This is a genomic window from Streptomyces sp. SolWspMP-5a-2, from assembly GCF_900091845.1.
GTDB lineage: Bacteria > Actinomycetota > Actinomycetes > Streptomycetales > Streptomycetaceae > Streptomyces > Streptomyces doudnae.
Map to the genome: position 1 here is coordinate 1 of NZ_FMCI01000201.1, position 15,877 is coordinate 15,877.

Below are 15,877 nucleotides of genomic sequence, written 5' to 3' on the forward strand. Positions count from 1 at the left end.
TTGCTTCATGAATTACGTGATCCGATCCATACGGGCCGCCGAGTGGGCGGCCGTGAAGGACCTGCGGCTCGCCGCGCTCCAGGACCCGGTCGCCCACCTCGCCTTCCTCGACAGCTACGACGAGGCCGTCGTCAGGTCGGACTCCTTCTGGCAGGAGCGGGCCGAAGGGGCCTGCGAGGGGGCCGAGAAGGCCCAGCAGTTCGTGGGGATCGCGGCCGACGGGGTGTGGGCCGGAACGGCCACAGTGCTCCTTGAGGAGCCCGGGACGACCGACTGGGCCGGGAACCGCATCGAGCACCGGCAAGGGCACGTGGTGGGCGTCTACGTGCGGCCCGAGCACCGCGGGAAGGGCCTCAGCGAGGCGCTCTTCGAGGCCGGGACCGCCTGGGCGCAGAAGGCGGGGGTCGAGCGGATGCGGCTCATCGTCCACGAGGACAACCTGCGGGCCCAGGGGCTCTACCGGAAGCTCGGCTTCAAGCCCAGCGGGGTCACCGTCCCGCTCGGCAAGGGCACCGACGAGGCCGAGCTGGAGTACGTGCTGGAGAGGCCCGTCTGAGACGCCGGGCCGCCGATGGCCCCCGGCGTCAGACCGGGAGTTCCGCGTGCGGCCAGCGGGACCTCGCCTGTTCGCGGGAGCGGAGCAGGGCCAGCGTCTGCACACCCCGCTCCGCGCCCGCGGCCAGCAGGTCCGGGAGCTGGGGGAGCGGGGCCACCGCGGCGACGTCGTCCAGGACGAGGGTGAGTGGTGGGTCGAGCCGACCGGCCGATGACCGTTCGGCCATGTGCCGGCCGCGCTCGACCACGCTCGAGACGAGGGCCGTCAGAAGGGGCATCGCGCCTGGATTGCTCCTCGGGTCCTCGATCGACTCCCCCACTACATAGAGCGTGCCCCCTTCGTCGACGAAGGAATCCAGCGCGAGGGCATCGGCTCGATGGGGAGTGCACGCCTCCCTGATGTTCACGGTGAACAGCGCGGACAGCGCCCGGCTCGTCAACTCCTGTGCCATGTCCCGGCGTTCGGGATGGGCGGTGAGGGCGGCCTCCAGCTCGCCGCCCGCGCCCGGTGCCGCCTTCGGGTGGGTGCGCAGGACCCGGACCGCGTCCTGCACCTGGGTGCCCTGCGCCCAGCGGTGGACGTGGCGGACCGTGCGGCCGTCGATCGCGGCGGCGTGGACGTAGCTGCGCAGCAGGGTCTCGGCGACGTCGGCCACCGCCTGGTCGATCTTCGCGGTGGGGCGGACCGCGGCGAGCAGCGCCCCCGCCCGCTCCTGGGCCGTCTGCTTCGTCTCGCAGCCCGCGATCGGCGACCAGTGCAGACGGGCCGGGGTGTCGCAGCGGTGCGCGGGGTCGTAGAGGTGGACCGGGCCCAGCTTGGCGCGGGCGTCCTTGGTGTCGGCCCACAGGACCGGGTTCGAGGTGACGACGACGGCGGGCCCCGGGGCGTCACGGACCGCCTGCGCGGCCGTCGTCAGGCGCTCCTCCCGGTCCGCCACCACGATCCGCTCCCAGCCGCCGACGATCGGCCCGCCCGGCAGCGGGGGCGCGAGCGGTTCGGGCAGCGGGGCTGCCGGGGCGGCCGGTGCGACGGGGGCGGGCTGGGGGACGGGCGCCGGGAGGGGCTCGGTGGGCGGGTCGTGCCGCGGGGCCGGGGCGGGCGGCTGTTCCGCCCGCGGGGCCGGGACCTCCTGGGGCGCCGGCTGCGGGTCCAGCCGTCGGGCGCGGGCCGCCTTCCAGTGGGCGATCCGGCTCATGGTGAACACCGTCAGCACGAACAGCAGCATCAGCTGGCCGATGAACAGGCCCCAGAACAGGCCGTATCCGGAGAGCTGGTCGGGTGCGGTGGCGGTCCAGGCGCCGGGCAGGTCGCGGGGGCGGCCGATGAGATGGCGTATGGCCAGCGGGGTCCGGGTGAAGGTGACCCCGTCCGGCCAGGCGCCGTGAGCGAAGACGGCGGAGAGGCCGGTCGCCGACCAGAGCAGCAGGGTCACGCCGAGGAGGAACGCCAGCAGGCCCAGGAGGAGCCCGTCGGGGACTCCTCCCCGGCCGGTGCCGCCGCGGTGCTCGTCCGGTCTTGTCACGGCCGTCCGCCTTCCGTCAGGCCACCGTCGACGAACTGTCGTAGTCGCCCAGATGCTGTTCCACGAAGGCCGCCGCCCGTTCCTCCGCCTCCAGTTCGGCGGCGCGCATGGCGTCGTCGGTCCGGTGGTCGACGGACGACTCGGTCATCGCGCGGTCGGTGAAGACCAGCGGGCGTTCCGTCTCGGTGATCAGGTGCTTGACGACCTGCACGTTCCCGTTGACGTCCCACACGGCGATGCCCGGTGTGAGGGTGGGGATGATCTCCACCGCCCAGCGCGGCAGCCCGATGACCCGGCCGGTGGCGCGTGCCTCGTCGGCCTTCTGGGCGTAGATGGTTCTCGTCGAGGCCATCTTGAGAATCGCGGCCGCCTCCTTCGCGGCGGCGCCGTCGACCACGTCGGAGAGGTGGTGGACCACCGCCACGAAGGACAGGCCGAGGCGGCGGCCGAACTTCAGCAGGCGCTGGAACAGCTGGGCCACGAACGGGCTGTTGATGATGTGCCAGGCCTCCTCGACCAGGAAGATGCGCTTCTTCCGGTCGGGGCGGATCCAGGTGTGCTCCAGCCACACGCCGACGATCGCCATCAGGATGGGCATGGCGATGGAGTTGCGGTCGATGTGGGACAGGTCGAAGACGATCAGCGGGGCGTCCAGGTCGATGCCGACCGTGGTGGGGCCGTCGAACATGCCCCGCAGGTCGCCGTCGACGAGCCGGTCGAGGACGAGGGCCACGTCCAGGCCCCAGGCCCGCACGTCGTCCAGGTCGACGTTCATCGCCTCCGCGGACTCCGGTTCGGGGTGGCGCAGTTGCTCGACGATGTCGGTCAGCACCGGCTGCCGGTCCACGATCGTCTCGTTGACGTAGGCGTGCGCGACCTTCAGGGCGAAGCCGGAGCGCTCGTCGAGTCCGTGGCCGAGGGCCACCTCGATGATGGTCCGCAGCAGCGCGAGCTGGCCGGTGGTGGTGATCGCCGGGTCCAGCGGGTTCAGCCGGATGCCCATGTCCAGGGCGGCCGTCGGGTCGAGCCGGATGGGGGTTATCCCCAGCTCCTCCGCGATGAGGTTCCACTCGCCGACGCCGTCCTCGCCCTGCGCGTCCAGGACGACGACCTGCCGGTCGCGGAAGCGCAGTTGGCGCAGGACGTACGTCTTCTCCAGCGCCGACTTGCCGTTGCCCGACTCGCCGAGGACCAGCCAGTGCGGGGCGGGCAGTTGCTGGCCGTAGAGCTGGAAGGGGTCGTAGATGTAGCCCTTGCCGGAGTAGACCTCACGGCCGATGATCACGCCGGAGTCGCCGAGGCCGGGCGCGGCGGTCGGGAGGTAGACCGCCTGGGCCTGGCCGGTGGAGGTGCGCACCGGCAGCCGGGTCGTCTCCACCTTCCCGAAGAGGAAGCCGGTGAAGGCGTCGGTGAGGACGGACAGCGGGTCCCGCATCAGCGCATCAGCCCTACCTTCGGATTCCGGTGGCGAACGGGAGCGTGTTGACGAAGGCGCGGTGGTGCTCGCGGTCACACCACTCCAGCTTCAGGTACGACTTGCCGGCCGACGCCCGGATGGTCCGCTTGTCGCGGGCCAGGGACTCGGGGGAGCGGGAGGAGACGGTGATGTAGCCGACCAGGTTGACGCCGGCGGCGCCGCTGGCGAGGTCCTCGCCGCGCTGGTCGATGCGGGAGTGGGCGGCGACGTCGCGGGGGTCGACCGTCCGGTTCATCTTGGCGGCGCGGCTGGCCTCGGCGTCGTCGTTGGTCTTCTCGGTCAGCATCCGCTCGATGGCGACCTCGGTGGGTTCGAGGTCCATGGTGACGGCGACCGTGCGGATCACGTCGGGGGTGTGGACCAGGAGCGGGGCGAGGAAGTTCACGCCGACCGGGGTCATCGGCCACTCCTTCACCCACGCCGTGGCGTGGCACCAGGGGGCGCGGGTGGAGGACTCGCGGGTCTTCGCCTGGAGGTAGGTGGGCTCCATGGCGTCCAGCTCGGCCGGCCAGGCGTTGCGCTTGGTCATCGCCTGGAGGTGGTCGATGGGGTGGTCAGGGTCGTACATGGAGTGGATCAGCGAGGCGAGTCTGCCCTGGCCCAGGGGCTGGCGGACGCGGATGTCCGCCTCCTGGAGACGGGAGCAGATGTCCGTCAGCTCGCGGGCCATGACGACGGCGAGCCCGGCGTCGCGGTCCACCTTGCGGCCGCCCTGCGGTCGCGCGGCGCGGGCCATCGCCTGGGCCTCGGCGGCGAGTTCGCGGGTGTAGTGCATGCAGGCGACGAGGTAGGCGCGGTGCTGCTCGCTGCTGGTCGACACCATCGACTGCAACTGGTCGTAGGAGCGCGACAGCCAGCCGGGGGCGCGTTCGTCGCCGCGGACGGCGACGTCCTTGGCGTGCGCGTCGGGGTCGGCGGGCAGGGTGCGGGCGAGCATCTGGATGCGGGTGACGAAGCCGTCCCCGTTGGCGACGTGCTTGAGCAGGGTGCCGAAGCGGTCGACCAAGGCCTCCTGGTCCTCGGAGTCGCGCAGGCCGACGCCGGGGCCCTCGATCTCGATGGCGGCGGTGACGGTGCGCCGGTCCGCGTGGAGCAGGACGGCGATCTCGTCGGGGCCGAAGGGGGCGGCGAGCCAGGTGATGCGGCCGATGCCGGGCGGCGGGCCGATCTCGACCTCGCGGCCGTCGATGCGCACTCCGGCCTCCTGGACCCCGCTGCGGTACAGGGTGCCGCGCTTGAGGGTCCGCTTGTAACTGCGGTTGATCTCGAACCACTTGTAGAACGTGCGCTGCTTGTACGGCACGTAGACCGCGGCCAGCGCGATCAGCGGGAAGCCCGTCAGCAGCACGATGCGCAGGGAGAGGACGGGGACGAGGAGCCCGCACATCATGCCGAGGAACGCGCCCGCGATGATGAGCGCGATCTCGCCGGACTCGCGGTTGCGGCCGACGATCGCGTTCGGCCGGGCGCGGCCGATGAGATATGTACGGCGGGGCGTGACCGGATGGGACAGGTGGGACTCGGTCGTCAACGCCCTTCACCTCCCGTGCGGTTGGAGCTGCTGTTGCGGGCGTTGCCTGCGTGCGGGGTGCTGATCCCGGTGCTCGACCGGGGAGCGGGTGCGGCGGAGGGGACAGATCCGCCGCCGCCACCGGCCGGGGTGCGGGTGCTGTGGGCGGCGACACCGCCGGAGACGGGGTTGGACGGGCGGGCGCCGCCGGAGGACTGGCCGCCCGCGCCGCCGCCGTCGTTGGCCCGGGTGCTGTGGGTCTTGATGCCCTGGGCGACCATCGTGGCGGGGGAGCTGAAGACGGCGGCGGCCTTGCCCTCGGCGCCCTGCATGATGCGGTTGTTGCGGGAGTTGGCGATCTCGTCGCCGAAGCCGGGGACGAAGCGGTAGATCATCGCGCTGGCGAAGATGGCCAGCAGGATGATCGCGAGCCCGGAGACGACGGCCGAGAAGGAGTCGGGGCCGTTGTCGCTGGAGAGGGCGCCCGCCAGGCCGAGGACGATGACGATGACCGGCTTCACCAGGATGACGGCGATCATCACGCCGGCCCAGCGGCGGACGTGGCCCCAGAGGTTCTTGTCGACCAGGCCCGCGTAGACGACGGTGCCGAGGAGGGCGCCGACGTACAGGAGCGCGGCGCGGATGACCAGTTCGAGCCAGAGGACGCCCGCGGCGAGGATGCTGACCAGGGCGACGACGATCAGCATGATCGGGCCGCCGCCGATGTCGCTGCCCTTGTCGAGGGCGCCGGAGAAGGTGCCGAAGAAGGTGTCGGTCTGGTCGCCGGTCGTCTTCGCGAGGACGTCCGTGACGCCGTCGGTCGCCGAGACGACGGTGTAGAGGATCAGGGGGGTGAAGGCGGACGCCAGCACGGTCAGCCAGAGGAACCCGACCGCCTCCGAGATCGCGGTGCCCAGCGGCACCCCGCGGACGGCCCGCTTGGCCACGGCCAGGAGCCACAGGAGGAGGGTGAGGATGGTCGACGCGGCGAAGACCACGGCGTACTGCTGGAGGAACTTGGGGTTCGTGAAGTCGACGTTGGCGGTGTCCTTGACCGCGTCGCTCAGCTTCCCGATCGTCCAGGAGGCGGCGTCGGCACAGCCCTTGGCGAGGGAGCTGAGGGGGTCGAGGGTGGAGGTGAGGCTGGGTGTTCCGCCGCCGCTGCCTCCGGCCCCTCCGCCTTCCTCGCAGTACTTCCTCGCCGGGGGAGCGATCAGGGAGCAGTCGCTGCTCTCCGTCGGGGAGGGGGTGGGTGACGGTGTCGGCGCGGCGAAGGCGCGGGTGGCCAGGACGACGGTCGAGGCCTGCACCGTCGCGATGACGGCGGTCAGCTTGAGCACACGCCGGTTAGCGGGCATAGGTGAACCCTCCGTACTCCTCGACGGCCTTGGCCATGTCGTCGGCGCTGGAGGCCTTGCTGTCGCCGGGGACGGGCGCCGGGCCATCCTTCTGCGCGTGCTGCTCGATCTTCCAGTCGCCGTCGGCCCACTCCAGCCGCATGGTGATGGTGAACCAGCTGTTGGTGACCGGGTTGGTCGAGTTCTCGCCCGCGAGGCCGAGCAGACCGCCGGACCACACCTCCACGGTCGCCCGGTCGGCGGAGGAGTCGGTGACCTTGGTGCCGATGGGGCTCGTCCGGGAGACGAAGGTGTAGCCGGACGGGGTGGAGCCGTCCTCGTTCAGGCCGACGTTCTTGTTGAACTGCGCGGTGTAGGCCTGGTCGAGCTGCGTCTCGTAGTGCGCGACGCGGGAGGGGACCATGATGGTCTGGAGGATGGAGTCGCGCTTGGACTTGGTGAACATGTCCGCCGACCCCAGTGCCACCGCGTAGTTCGCCGCCGCGCTCTGGGCGCCCTCCTGGGTTTGGGGGAAGCCCGTCGGGATGCCGTTGGAGGTGGTCTCCGGGGGTTTCTGGCCCGACGCGGCCGTGGTCGACGTCCGCGGCTTGTTCTCCGCTCCGCTCCGGGCGGCGGAGTCGCCGTCGCCGCGGTTCGCGAAGGCGATCGCCGCGATCAGGAGGACGACCACGCCGACCACCGTGATCAGGCTGCGCGGTGAGGTGCGGCCGGAGCGGCGCGGGTCGGCGGGGCCGTCGGGCAGCCTGGTTCTGGTCTGGCCCGTGCCGCCGTAACCGCCGGAGCCGGGTTCGTCTCCGAGACTCATGCCGCGTACGCCCCCTCGACGTCGTGCGGGAACACGTGGGAGTACGACGGTAGCCCTGCCGGGGTCCGCGCGGGCGCGGTGTGGTGACTCGACATCAGGGAAACGCAACCTCAGCCGGTGGAGGGGGGTGGGACGAGGGGGAGAGGCGCCGGTCGGCGGCTCAGACCGCCATGCCGTACACGATGGTGAACAGCGTTCCCAGTGAGCCGATGATGAAGACGCCCGTCAGGCCCGCGATGATGAGGCCCTTGCCCTGCTCCGCGCTGAAGGTGTCGCGCAGCGCGGTCGCGCCGATGCGCTGCTTGGCGGCGCCCCAGACGGCGATGCCGAGGCAGATCAGGATCGCGAAGGCCATCACGACCTGGATCATCGTCTTCGCCTCGGTGCCCAAGGTGCCGAAGGGGCCCCAGTCCGGAGCGATCCCGCCGATGATGGTGTTGATGTCTCCCTTGTCGGCCGCAAAGAGCATGTAAGTCACCGCCCCTGGTGGGTAGTTCCGCTTCCCCTGCGGTCGTGCAGAGGTCAGGCTCATTCTCGCTGACAAAGACGCCGTCGTATGTCGACTTGGCGTCATTGCTTGGCGGGTTTCGTACAAATAGCTCGTACGGTCACTCTGTGTATCACGGCAGGTCACGCCGGGCAATGAGGCCTGAGCGAAACCTGACGTGCGGTTCCGTCGTTGACCCCTTCTATGACCTGGGCCGTTTCTGACGGTCGGTCGGTGGTCGGCGTTTCAAGAGTATCCCGGCACGGCGAACGGGCCGCGGTCGGTCGCCGCGGCCCGTTCGGTGAGGGAGGGTCAGCCGGTGAAGGCGGAGACCCCCTCGGGGGTGCCCCAGCCCGTCGGGCCGTCGTATCCCGACTTGGCGGTGCAGAGGTAGGACGAGGAGCAGCTTCCGTTGTTGCCGCTGGTGACGTCGTTCAGGGCCGAGGTGCCGGCCGAGGCGTAGGGGAACGACGCCGGGTAGGAGCTGCTGGACGGGGTGCCGGCGAGGGCGTAGACGCCCGCGATGATCGGCGACGAGGCGCTGGTGCCGCCGAAGGTGTACCAGCCCGCGGTGACGCCGTAGCTGTCGTAGACGGAGACGCCGGTGGCCGGGTCGGCGACCGCTGCCACGTCGGAGACGGTGCGCTTGGTGCAGCCGGTGTCGGTCTGCCAGGTGGGCTTGGTGTCGTAGGCGGAGCAGCCGGAGCCGGTGGCCTCGGTGCTGCTGGTCTTCCAGACGGTCTCGGTCCAGCCCCGGGTGGTGGAGGAGGTGGCGAGGGCGGTGCCGCCGACGCTGGTCACGTAGCGGGAGGCGGCCGGGTACTCGGCGCCGTAGCCCGAGTCGCCCGCGGAGACGGTGATGGCGACGCCGGGGTGGTTGAAGTACGAGGAGTCGTAGGAGGTGTCGGAGGAGGACTCCGAGCCGCCGTAGCTGTTGGAGACGTACTTCGCGCCGAGGGTGACGGCGCGGTTCACCGCGGTGCCGAGGTTGGCCATCGTCGCCGAAGTGGCCTCCACCAGGAGGATGTTGCACTTCGGGCAGATCGCGGAGGCCATGTCGAGGTCGAGGGAGATCTCCTCGGCCCAGCCGCTGTCGGCGCTCGGCAGGGAGGTCGTCGAGCCGCTCTGACTGACCTTCTTGAAGCAGCCGTTGGCCGTCGTGCAGGCGCTCAGGCCGTAGTAGGAGCGGTAAGTGGCCAGGTCCGCCTCGGCCTTGGGGTCGTCGTAGGCGTCGACGATGGCGATGGTCTCGCCGGTGCCGTTGGAGGCGGCGGCCGAGGTCAGGCCGTAGGCCGCCTGGAGGTTGCTCGGGCCGTAGCCGGAGGGGGTCGAGGCGTCGGCCGCCTTGGGGGTGACGCCGGTGCGGGCCGCCTGCTGCTTCTGGAAGGCGGTCAGGCCGCCGGTCACGCGGTAGGAGTCGCAGGCGAGTTCGCCTCTGTGCGCCGGGGTGGCACAGGGGGTCGCGGTCCAGGTCGTCCTCGCGGCGGTGGCGGCCGCGGCGGACTGGGCGGCGTCCGCCTGGACGGCGGTGCCGAAGCCGGCCAGGAGCAGGGTGGCGGTCGCGGCTATCGCGGTGCCCGCGCGGCGCCAACCGCGCTGTCCTGACGGTCTTCCGGGGGAATGCGTGCGCATCGTGCAGCCTCCTGATGTTCCTTGGTGGGGTGGAACAGGGGCGGTGCGGGTGGGGAGCCGCCAGTGCGGGGTCCCCGGCGGCGGGCGGCGGCCCGCCCCGACGATGCACTTGTTGGGTACGCGACAACAGAGGGGTCGCGGAGTTCTGACTTCCGCCTTACCGAACCCGGTCTGCGTCCTTACCGAACCGCGTCGGGCCCTTGACCCAACACACAGCCGGCGCATGGGATGGAGGGGGCCCCTGCGTCCGCCGTGGCGGTGGGCGGGGCCGCCCGTACGGCGGCGCCGTACCCTCTCATCCCGGGCGGACCGCGCGGGGACGCGCTACGGTGAGAGCGGCAGGGATGTTTCTCACCTTCTTGGGTCAGAGTGGGTCCTGATGAAGCGCATCTCACGCATCACCAGGCTCGTCTACGGCGCCGTGCTGCTGTTCGTGCCCGCCGTCACCTCCTCCTCGCTGGCCGCGGCCGACGACGGGATCGGCCCCCTCGGGGTCACGGCCGTCGCGGGCGTGACCGCGCAGAGCGCGAGAGTGGGCGCCCTCTTCGGGGCAGGGCGCGGGGAGTCGCTGCCGGGCGGACACTTCTGCACCGCCTCTGTGGTGCACAGCGCGCGCCACAACCTGATCGTCACCGCGGCGCACTGTCTGGGCTCCGCGGGCGAGGGCGCGCTCTTCGTTCCGGGATACCGGGACGGCCGGGCGCCCTACGGGGTCTGGACGGTGCGGAAGACCTTCCTGCCCGCCGGGTGGTCCAAGGGGCGGAACGAGGACAGCGACGTGGCCTTCGCCGTCCTCGACGAGCGGGACGGCAGGAACGTCGAGGACTTCGTCGGCGGCAACCGCTTCGCCACCCGCACCACGACCGGCGCCACCGCCGTGACCGTCACCGGCTACCCGGACTCCCGCGAGGTCCCGGTCGGCTGCAGCAACCGCCCGGTTGCCCACAGCGCCACCCAGCAGCGCATCGACTGCCCCGACCTCACCGGCGGCACCAGCGGCAGCCCCTGGGTCAACGGGGACGGCTCGGTCGTCGGCATCCTCGGCGGGCACGAGCAGGGCGGCACCACGGCCGACATCTCCTACAGCGTGGTGCTCGGCGACGAGGCCGGGGAACTGTACGAGGACGCGGCCTCGGCCTCCGACTCCTGAGCCGCCCCGTTCCCGGTGCGCGGGGCGGGCGTGACCCGGGCCTCCCCCGGTCGTTCGCCTCCGGCTGATTTGTCTTCGGTTCGATCGCCCCGTGACGCCGCACCCGCCCCTACACTGACCTGGGCTACGGACTCCCGGTCGGCGAGGGGCGGTTGACGGTGCGTAAGGCGTGGATCGTGGCGTCGGCAGTGGTCGGCACCGGGCTCGCCTTCGTGATGGTGCTCGTCGTCGGGGTCTATCTCGTCGCGGGCAACCTCATGGGCGGGGTCGGCGGCGCGGGCAAGTCGCTGGCCAAGGGCGCGGTCCCGGCCGCCTACCGGGACGTCGTGCAGAAGTGGGGCAACCTCTGCCCCGCCATCAACCCGGCCCTCCTCGCCGCCCAGCTCTACCAGGAGAGCGGCTTCAACCCGAACGCCAAGAGCCCGGCGGCCGCCCAGGGGATAGCGCAGTTCATCCCCGGCACCTGGGCCACCCACGGCATCGACGGCAACGGGGACGGCGTCAAGAACGTCTGGGACCCGGAGGACGCGATCCCGTCCGCCGCGTCCTACGACTGCGAGCTGGCCTCGTACGTGAAGGACGTTCCGGGGAACGTGACCGAAAACATGCTGGCCTCGTACAACGCGGGCGCCTACGCGGTCATCAAGTACGGGGGCGTCCCGCCGTACAAGGAGACCCGGAACTACGTGAAGACGATCACCACCCTGGAGGAGAGCTTCGCGGCTCCCGTCTCCCGGGTCGATCCGTCCGAGCAGGCGGCCGGGGCGATCTACTACGCGCAGAAGAAGCTGGGCACCCCGTACCTGTGGGGCGGCACCGGCACCTCGGCGCAGGGCGGGCGTTTCGACTGCTCGGGGCTGACGCAGGCGGCGTACGAGAGCGTCGGGGTGACGCTGCCCCGGGTCGCCAACGACCAGTACAACGCGGGCCCGCACCCGGCGCGCTCGGAACTGCTCCCCGGCGACCTGGTCTTCTTCTCGGACGACCTGGAGAACTCCCGCGCGATCCGGCACGTCGGCATCTACGTCGGCGGCGGCTACATGATCGACGCGCCCCGCACCGGGGCCGTGATCCGCTTCGACCCGATCGACACCCCGGACTACTTCGGCGCCACCCGCGTGACCGAAGATGGCGCGAAAGCGCTCCCGACGACGGTCTGACCGTAGCGTGAACCCACCCCCTGAGCTGCGACGATGAGTCTCTCTTCGATAACGTCTGCGTGATCATTCGGTGGAGTGTGGAACGTATGAACCGGGACCGTGCGTTCCTGTTGACGTAGTGATCCACAGCCACGGGGGTGGGTGGGCGCGGCGCACGTCAGGTGCGCGCGCCGAAGCAGACGACGAAGGGGCCGCAGCACGATGGCTGGACTCGCCGAATCCGGGTCGAACCCCGACATCGACCTGCTCTACGACATCAACGGCCTCGCCAAGGACGCCCCGCACTGGTTCGACCGCGTCATGGAGTTCGTCGGCGAGTACGGGCTGCCGGTGGCCATGGTGCTGCTCGTGCTGGGGTGCTGGTGGTCGGTGCGGCGCAAGGGCGGCGAGGACGCCCCGGCGTCGGTCGCCGCGCTGGTGTGGGCGCCCCTCGCGGCCTCCGTCGCGCTGCTGGTGAACATCCCGATCCGGGGGTTCGTGGAGCGGCCCCGGCCCTTCCTGACCCATCAGGGCCTGGACGTGCTGATCTCCGGGAAGACCGACTACTCGTTCGTCAGCGACCACGCGACGATCACCATGGCGATGGGCGTCGGCCTCTTCGTGGCGCACCGCCGCTTCGGCCTCGCCGGGATCGCGCTCGCCCTCCTGGAGGGCTTCTGCCGCGTCTACATGGGCGTGCACTACCCGACGGACGTCATCGGCGGCTTCGCCCTCGGCACCGCCGTCGCGCTGCTGCTGTCGCCGCCGGCGATGGCGCTGCTGACCCCGCTGGCCCGCGCCGTGGACCGGTCCCCGCGGGCCGGTCTGCTGATCCGCGCGCGGGGGGAGGCCCGCTCCGGGCGCGACACCCTGCTCCCGGGCCGCAGGACCGCCGCGGGCGCGGAGGAACGGGACCTCGCCGCCTAGGGCGTGTCTGACAATGCCCGTCTGCCTCGCGGCGCCCTGCACGCACTCCCGCCGCACCGGGCGCAGTCCCGAGTACGCCCAGTACGAGGGACTGCGCCCGGCACGCCGAGAGCACGCACCTGACCCCGCGAGGCCGCCCTCCGGGCAACGACGCGCATGGTCAGACACGCCCTAGTGCCCTGAACGGAGAAGCGCACCGGCGCGCGATGCACGGCACCGGGCGGTCAGAGGGCCTGCGGGTAGGTGAAGAACCCGGTCGGGTCGTACTTCTTCTTCACGCGGGCCAGGCGGCCTGCGGCGTCCCCGTAGTAGGCGTCGCGCCAGTCGCTCAGCGTCGGGTCGGTGTAGTTCTGGTAGGCCGCCCCGGAGGCGTACGGCTTCATCGCGTCGTGCGCGCCGGAGAGCCAGGTCCTGGCGGTGGCGCCGCTGGTGCCCGGCTTCCAGGAGGCGATGTACTGGGCCAGCATCCGGGAGCGGCGGTGCACGAACGCCGTCGCGGTGGGGGAGACCCGGTTGATGGCGCCGCCCAGGGCGGTGAGCGCGACGCTGCCCGAGCCGCCGCGCACCGCCGCCGTCCTGGCCAGCAGCCGCTGGACGCCGTCCGCCGGTATGGAGCGGTCGAAGAAGTCGGAGTGCGCCGCGTACGTCTCGCGGCCGAGCGCGCCCTGCGGGGAGCGTCCCGGGGTGGCGCCCGGCAGATGGCACTGGGCCTGCGCGGAGAACGAGGAGCAGCCCGCGTAGATCTCCATGGCCTCCTCGTAGCCGCGGCGGCGCAGGGAGACGCTGCTCGCGTCGGCGCCGACCCGGTCGGCGAGGCGGTCCACGGCGTTCTGGAGTTCGCCGTGGGTGCCCAGGGAGAACGCGGCCACGGAGACGGTGGGGGTGCCGCCCTCGGCGTTGGCCAGGTGCAGGGAGGACCAGATCTCGTCCGGCTGGGCGGGGCCCCACTCCTGCCAGGCCTTCACGACGGCGGCGGCCTTCGACCACGGCCAGCTGAGGTAGCCGGTGACGGCCTGCGGCGCCGGGTGGGTGGTGAAGCGGAGTTCGGTCACCACGCCGAAGTTGCCGTTGCCCGCCCCGCGCAGCGCCCAGAACAGCTCCTTCTCCGTGGTGGCGTCGGCGGTCACCTCCTTGCCGTCCGCCGTGATCAGGGTGGCCCGGGTGAGGCTGTCGCAGGTCAGTCCGTAGGCCCGGGAGACGACGCCGTGGCCGCCGCCGAGGACCAGGCCGGAGACGCCGACCGTGGGGCAGGAGCCCGCGGGTATGGTCACGCCCTTCGCGGCGAGCCCCCGGTAGACGTCGATGAGCTTGGCGCCCGCGCCGACCACCGCCGTGCCGCCGCCCGCCCGGACGTTCTTGAGGCGGGAGACGTCGACGATCAGCCGCCCGTCGCCGGAGGACCAGCCCGCGTAGGAGTGGCCGCCGTTGCGGACGGCGACCCGGACGTGATGGGCGCGGGCGTAGGCGAGGACGGTGCGGATGTCGTCGGCGTGCGCGACATAGGCGACGGCGGCGGGCCTCAGGTCGTCGAAGCGGGTGTTGTAGAGCTGGCGGGCCGCCGCCCACTGGGCGTCCCCCGGGCGGACCAGGGTGCCGTCGAGGCCGTGGGCCAGGGCCGTCCAGCTCGCCGGGGCCGCGGCCGCGCCGGTGGTGGTGCGGGCCGGGCGGGCGGAGGCGGAGGCGGAGCGGGAGGCCGGCGAGGCGCTGCCGTCCGCCGTGCCGCCGCCCTTGCAGGAGGCCGTGGCCGCGGTCGCCAGCGCGACCGCGCCGCCCCCGATGAACGTACGCCGTTGCATGGTGTCCCTCCCGAGCGCTCTCCTGGTACAGGACGGCGCGCCGGGCTCGGGGGTTCCCTGGCCCCGGTCGTGCGTGCGAGAGGTCACCCGGGCGTCGGGGCGGGCGGCTGTGCGAGCATCGCACCGGTATCAGGGTGTGCTCTGCCCGTGAGCGTTCCGTGACCTAACCACACCGTCCGCAGGGGTTCACCTCCCGTTCATTTACGGCCATAGGCGCCTTCACCTGATCTGCCTAATTTCGGCCTTACCCGATGCGGGGCGCACCACCACGACGCGTCCGCATCACTCAGACTTCGCACGCCGCCGGTTCAGGACGGCGGCTCCTGGAAGGAACACTTTCAAGTGAAGCTTCAGCGCATGAACCGGCGGGCCCTCGCTCTCGGTGCTCTTGCCGTCTCCGGCGCCCTGGCCCTCACGGCGTGCGGCTCCGACGACACCAGCTCGGGCAGTGGCGACAGCAGCGCGTCGGCCTCGACGCAGGCGGGCTCGATCGACTGCGGCGACGCCAAGAACGGCCAGCTGCTCTCCGACGGCTCGTCGGCGCAGAAGAACGCGATCGACGCCTGGGTGGCCCAGTTCTCCAAGGCCTGTGGCGTCCAGATCAACTACAAGGCGGGCGGCTCCGGCGCCGGTGTCACCTCCTTCACCCAGGGTCAGCTCGCCTTCGCGGGTTCGGACTCGGCGCTGAAGCCCGAAGAGGTCACCGCCTCCAAGAAGGTCTGCTCCGGCGGCCAGGGCATCGACCTGCCCATGGTCGGCGGCCCGATCGCCATCGGCTACAACCTCTCCGGTGTCGACAACCTGGTCCTGGACGCGCCGACGCTCGCCAAGATCTTCGACAGCAAGATCACCAAGTGGAACGACCCGGCGATCGCGAAGCTGAACCCCGACGCGAAGCTTCCCGACCTCAAGATCCAGGCGTTCCACCGCTCGGACGAGTCCGGCACCACGGACAACTTCACCAAGTACCTGAAGGCCGTCACCCCGGACAACTGGAAGTACGAGGGCGGCAAGGCGTGGCAGGCGGACGGTGGCCAGGCGGCCGCCCAGTCCTCCGGTGTCGCCGCGCAGGTCAAGCAGACCAACGGCGCGATCGGCTACTTCGAGCTGTCCTACCTCGGTGACGGCGTCAGCCCGGTCAGCATCGACACCGGCGCCTCCGCCCCGGTCGTCCCCAGCAGCGACAGCGCCACCAAGGCGATCGCCGACGCCAAGGTCGTCGGCACCGGCTCGGACCTGGCCCTGCAGCTGAACTACGCGACCAAGGCCGAGGGCGCCTACCCGATCACCCTCGTCACCTACGAGATCGTCTGCGACAAGGGCAACAAGTCGGACACCCTGCCCGCGACCAAGGCGTTCCTCAAGTACATCGCCTCCGAGGAGGGCCAGGGCCTGCTCCCCGGCCTCAAGTACGCGCCGATCCCCGCCGACATCATCGGCAAGGTCCGTACCACCATCGATGGCCTGAGCTGATCTGAGTGTGCGGTCCGGTCCCGGGCCTCGTCCCGGGACCGGACC

The 15,877-nt window shown here is 71.5% G+C and carries 13 protein-coding genes; 5 read left to right on the forward strand and 8 right to left on the reverse strand.

Annotated elements, in window-relative coordinates:
- Window positions 1-7: 7 nt before the first annotated feature.
- A complete protein-coding gene (locus tag GA0115242_RS20135) occupies window positions 8-556 on the forward strand; it encodes a GNAT family N-acetyltransferase (RefSeq protein WP_093830480.1) in 549 nt (182 codons plus the stop codon).
- Between the two features lie 28 nt (window positions 557-584).
- Here GA0115242_RS20135 and GA0115242_RS20140 read toward each other — a convergent pair whose 3' ends face one another.
- The 7 genes from GA0115242_RS20140 to GA0115242_RS20170 form a co-directional block, all read right to left on the reverse strand.
- A complete protein-coding gene (locus tag GA0115242_RS20140) occupies window positions 585-2,078 on the reverse strand; it encodes a type IV secretory system conjugative DNA transfer family protein (RefSeq protein WP_093830406.1) in 1,494 nt (497 codons plus the stop codon).
- A 16-nt stretch (window positions 2,079-2,094) separates the two neighbouring features.
- Window positions 2,095-3,513, reverse strand: coding sequence for an ATP-binding protein (locus tag GA0115242_RS20145; protein ID WP_093830408.1), 1,419 nt, complete (start codon window positions 3,511-3,513; stop codon window positions 2,095-2,097).
- A 13-nt stretch (window positions 3,514-3,526) separates the two neighbouring features.
- A complete protein-coding gene (locus GA0115242_RS20150; protein WP_093830410.1) occupies window positions 3,527-5,086 on the reverse strand; it encodes an SCO6880 family protein in 1,560 nt (519 codons plus the stop codon).
- Window positions 5,083-6,423, reverse strand: coding sequence for a hypothetical protein (locus GA0115242_RS20155; RefSeq protein WP_093830412.1), 1,341 nt, complete (start codon window positions 6,421-6,423; stop codon window positions 5,083-5,085). The genes GA0115242_RS20150 and GA0115242_RS20155 overlap by 4 nt, the downstream gene beginning before the upstream one ends.
- Window positions 6,413-7,228 (reverse strand): hypothetical protein, encoded by an 816-nt coding sequence (locus GA0115242_RS20160; protein WP_093830414.1) that lies wholly within the window; start codon window positions 7,226-7,228, stop codon window positions 6,413-6,415. The genes GA0115242_RS20155 and GA0115242_RS20160 overlap by 11 nt, the downstream gene beginning before the upstream one ends.
- Window positions 7,229-7,388: 160 nt before the next feature.
- A complete protein-coding gene (locus tag GA0115242_RS20165; RefSeq protein ID WP_093830416.1) occupies window positions 7,389-7,697 on the reverse strand; it encodes a hypothetical protein in 309 nt (102 codons plus the stop codon).
- Window positions 7,698-8,027: 330 nt separating this feature from the next.
- Entirely contained in the window at window positions 8,028-9,347 is a 1,320-nt protein-coding gene (locus GA0115242_RS20170) for a S53 family peptidase (protein WP_093830418.1), read from the reverse strand.
- Between the two features lie 379 nt (window positions 9,348-9,726).
- On the opposite strand from GA0115242_RS20170, the gene GA0115242_RS20175 reads away from it, so the two are divergent.
- From GA0115242_RS20175 to GA0115242_RS20185, 3 genes are all read left to right on the forward strand, one after another.
- A complete protein-coding gene (locus GA0115242_RS20175) occupies window positions 9,727-10,497 on the forward strand; it encodes a trypsin-like peptidase domain-containing protein (protein WP_093830420.1) in 771 nt (256 codons plus the stop codon).
- A gap of 152 nt (window positions 10,498-10,649) precedes the next feature.
- Window positions 10,650-11,657 (forward strand): C40 family peptidase, encoded by a 1,008-nt coding sequence (locus GA0115242_RS20180; protein WP_202555551.1) that lies wholly within the window; start codon window positions 10,650-10,652, stop codon window positions 11,655-11,657.
- A gap of 201 nt (window positions 11,658-11,858) precedes the next feature.
- Window positions 11,859-12,563: a phosphatase PAP2 family protein gene (locus tag GA0115242_RS20185; RefSeq protein ID WP_093830424.1), complete on the forward strand. Its 705-nt coding sequence runs from the start codon at window positions 11,859-11,861 to the stop codon at window positions 12,561-12,563.
- A 224-nt stretch (window positions 12,564-12,787) separates the two neighbouring features.
- Here the strand turns inward: GA0115242_RS20185 and GA0115242_RS20190 are convergent, their stop codons facing one another.
- Window positions 12,788-14,359, reverse strand: a complete 1,572-nt coding sequence (locus GA0115242_RS20190) for an FAD-binding oxidoreductase (protein WP_093830426.1) — start codon at window positions 14,357-14,359, stop codon at window positions 12,788-12,790.
- Window positions 14,360-14,701: 342 nt separating this feature from the next.
- On the opposite strand from GA0115242_RS20190, the gene pstS reads away from it, so the two are divergent.
- Complete coding sequence (gene pstS / locus GA0115242_RS20195) at window positions 14,702-15,832, forward strand: phosphate ABC transporter substrate-binding protein PstS (RefSeq protein WP_093830428.1); 1,131 nt, start codon at window positions 14,702-14,704, stop codon at window positions 15,830-15,832.
- The last annotated feature ends 45 nt before the right edge of the window (window positions 15,833-15,877 follow it).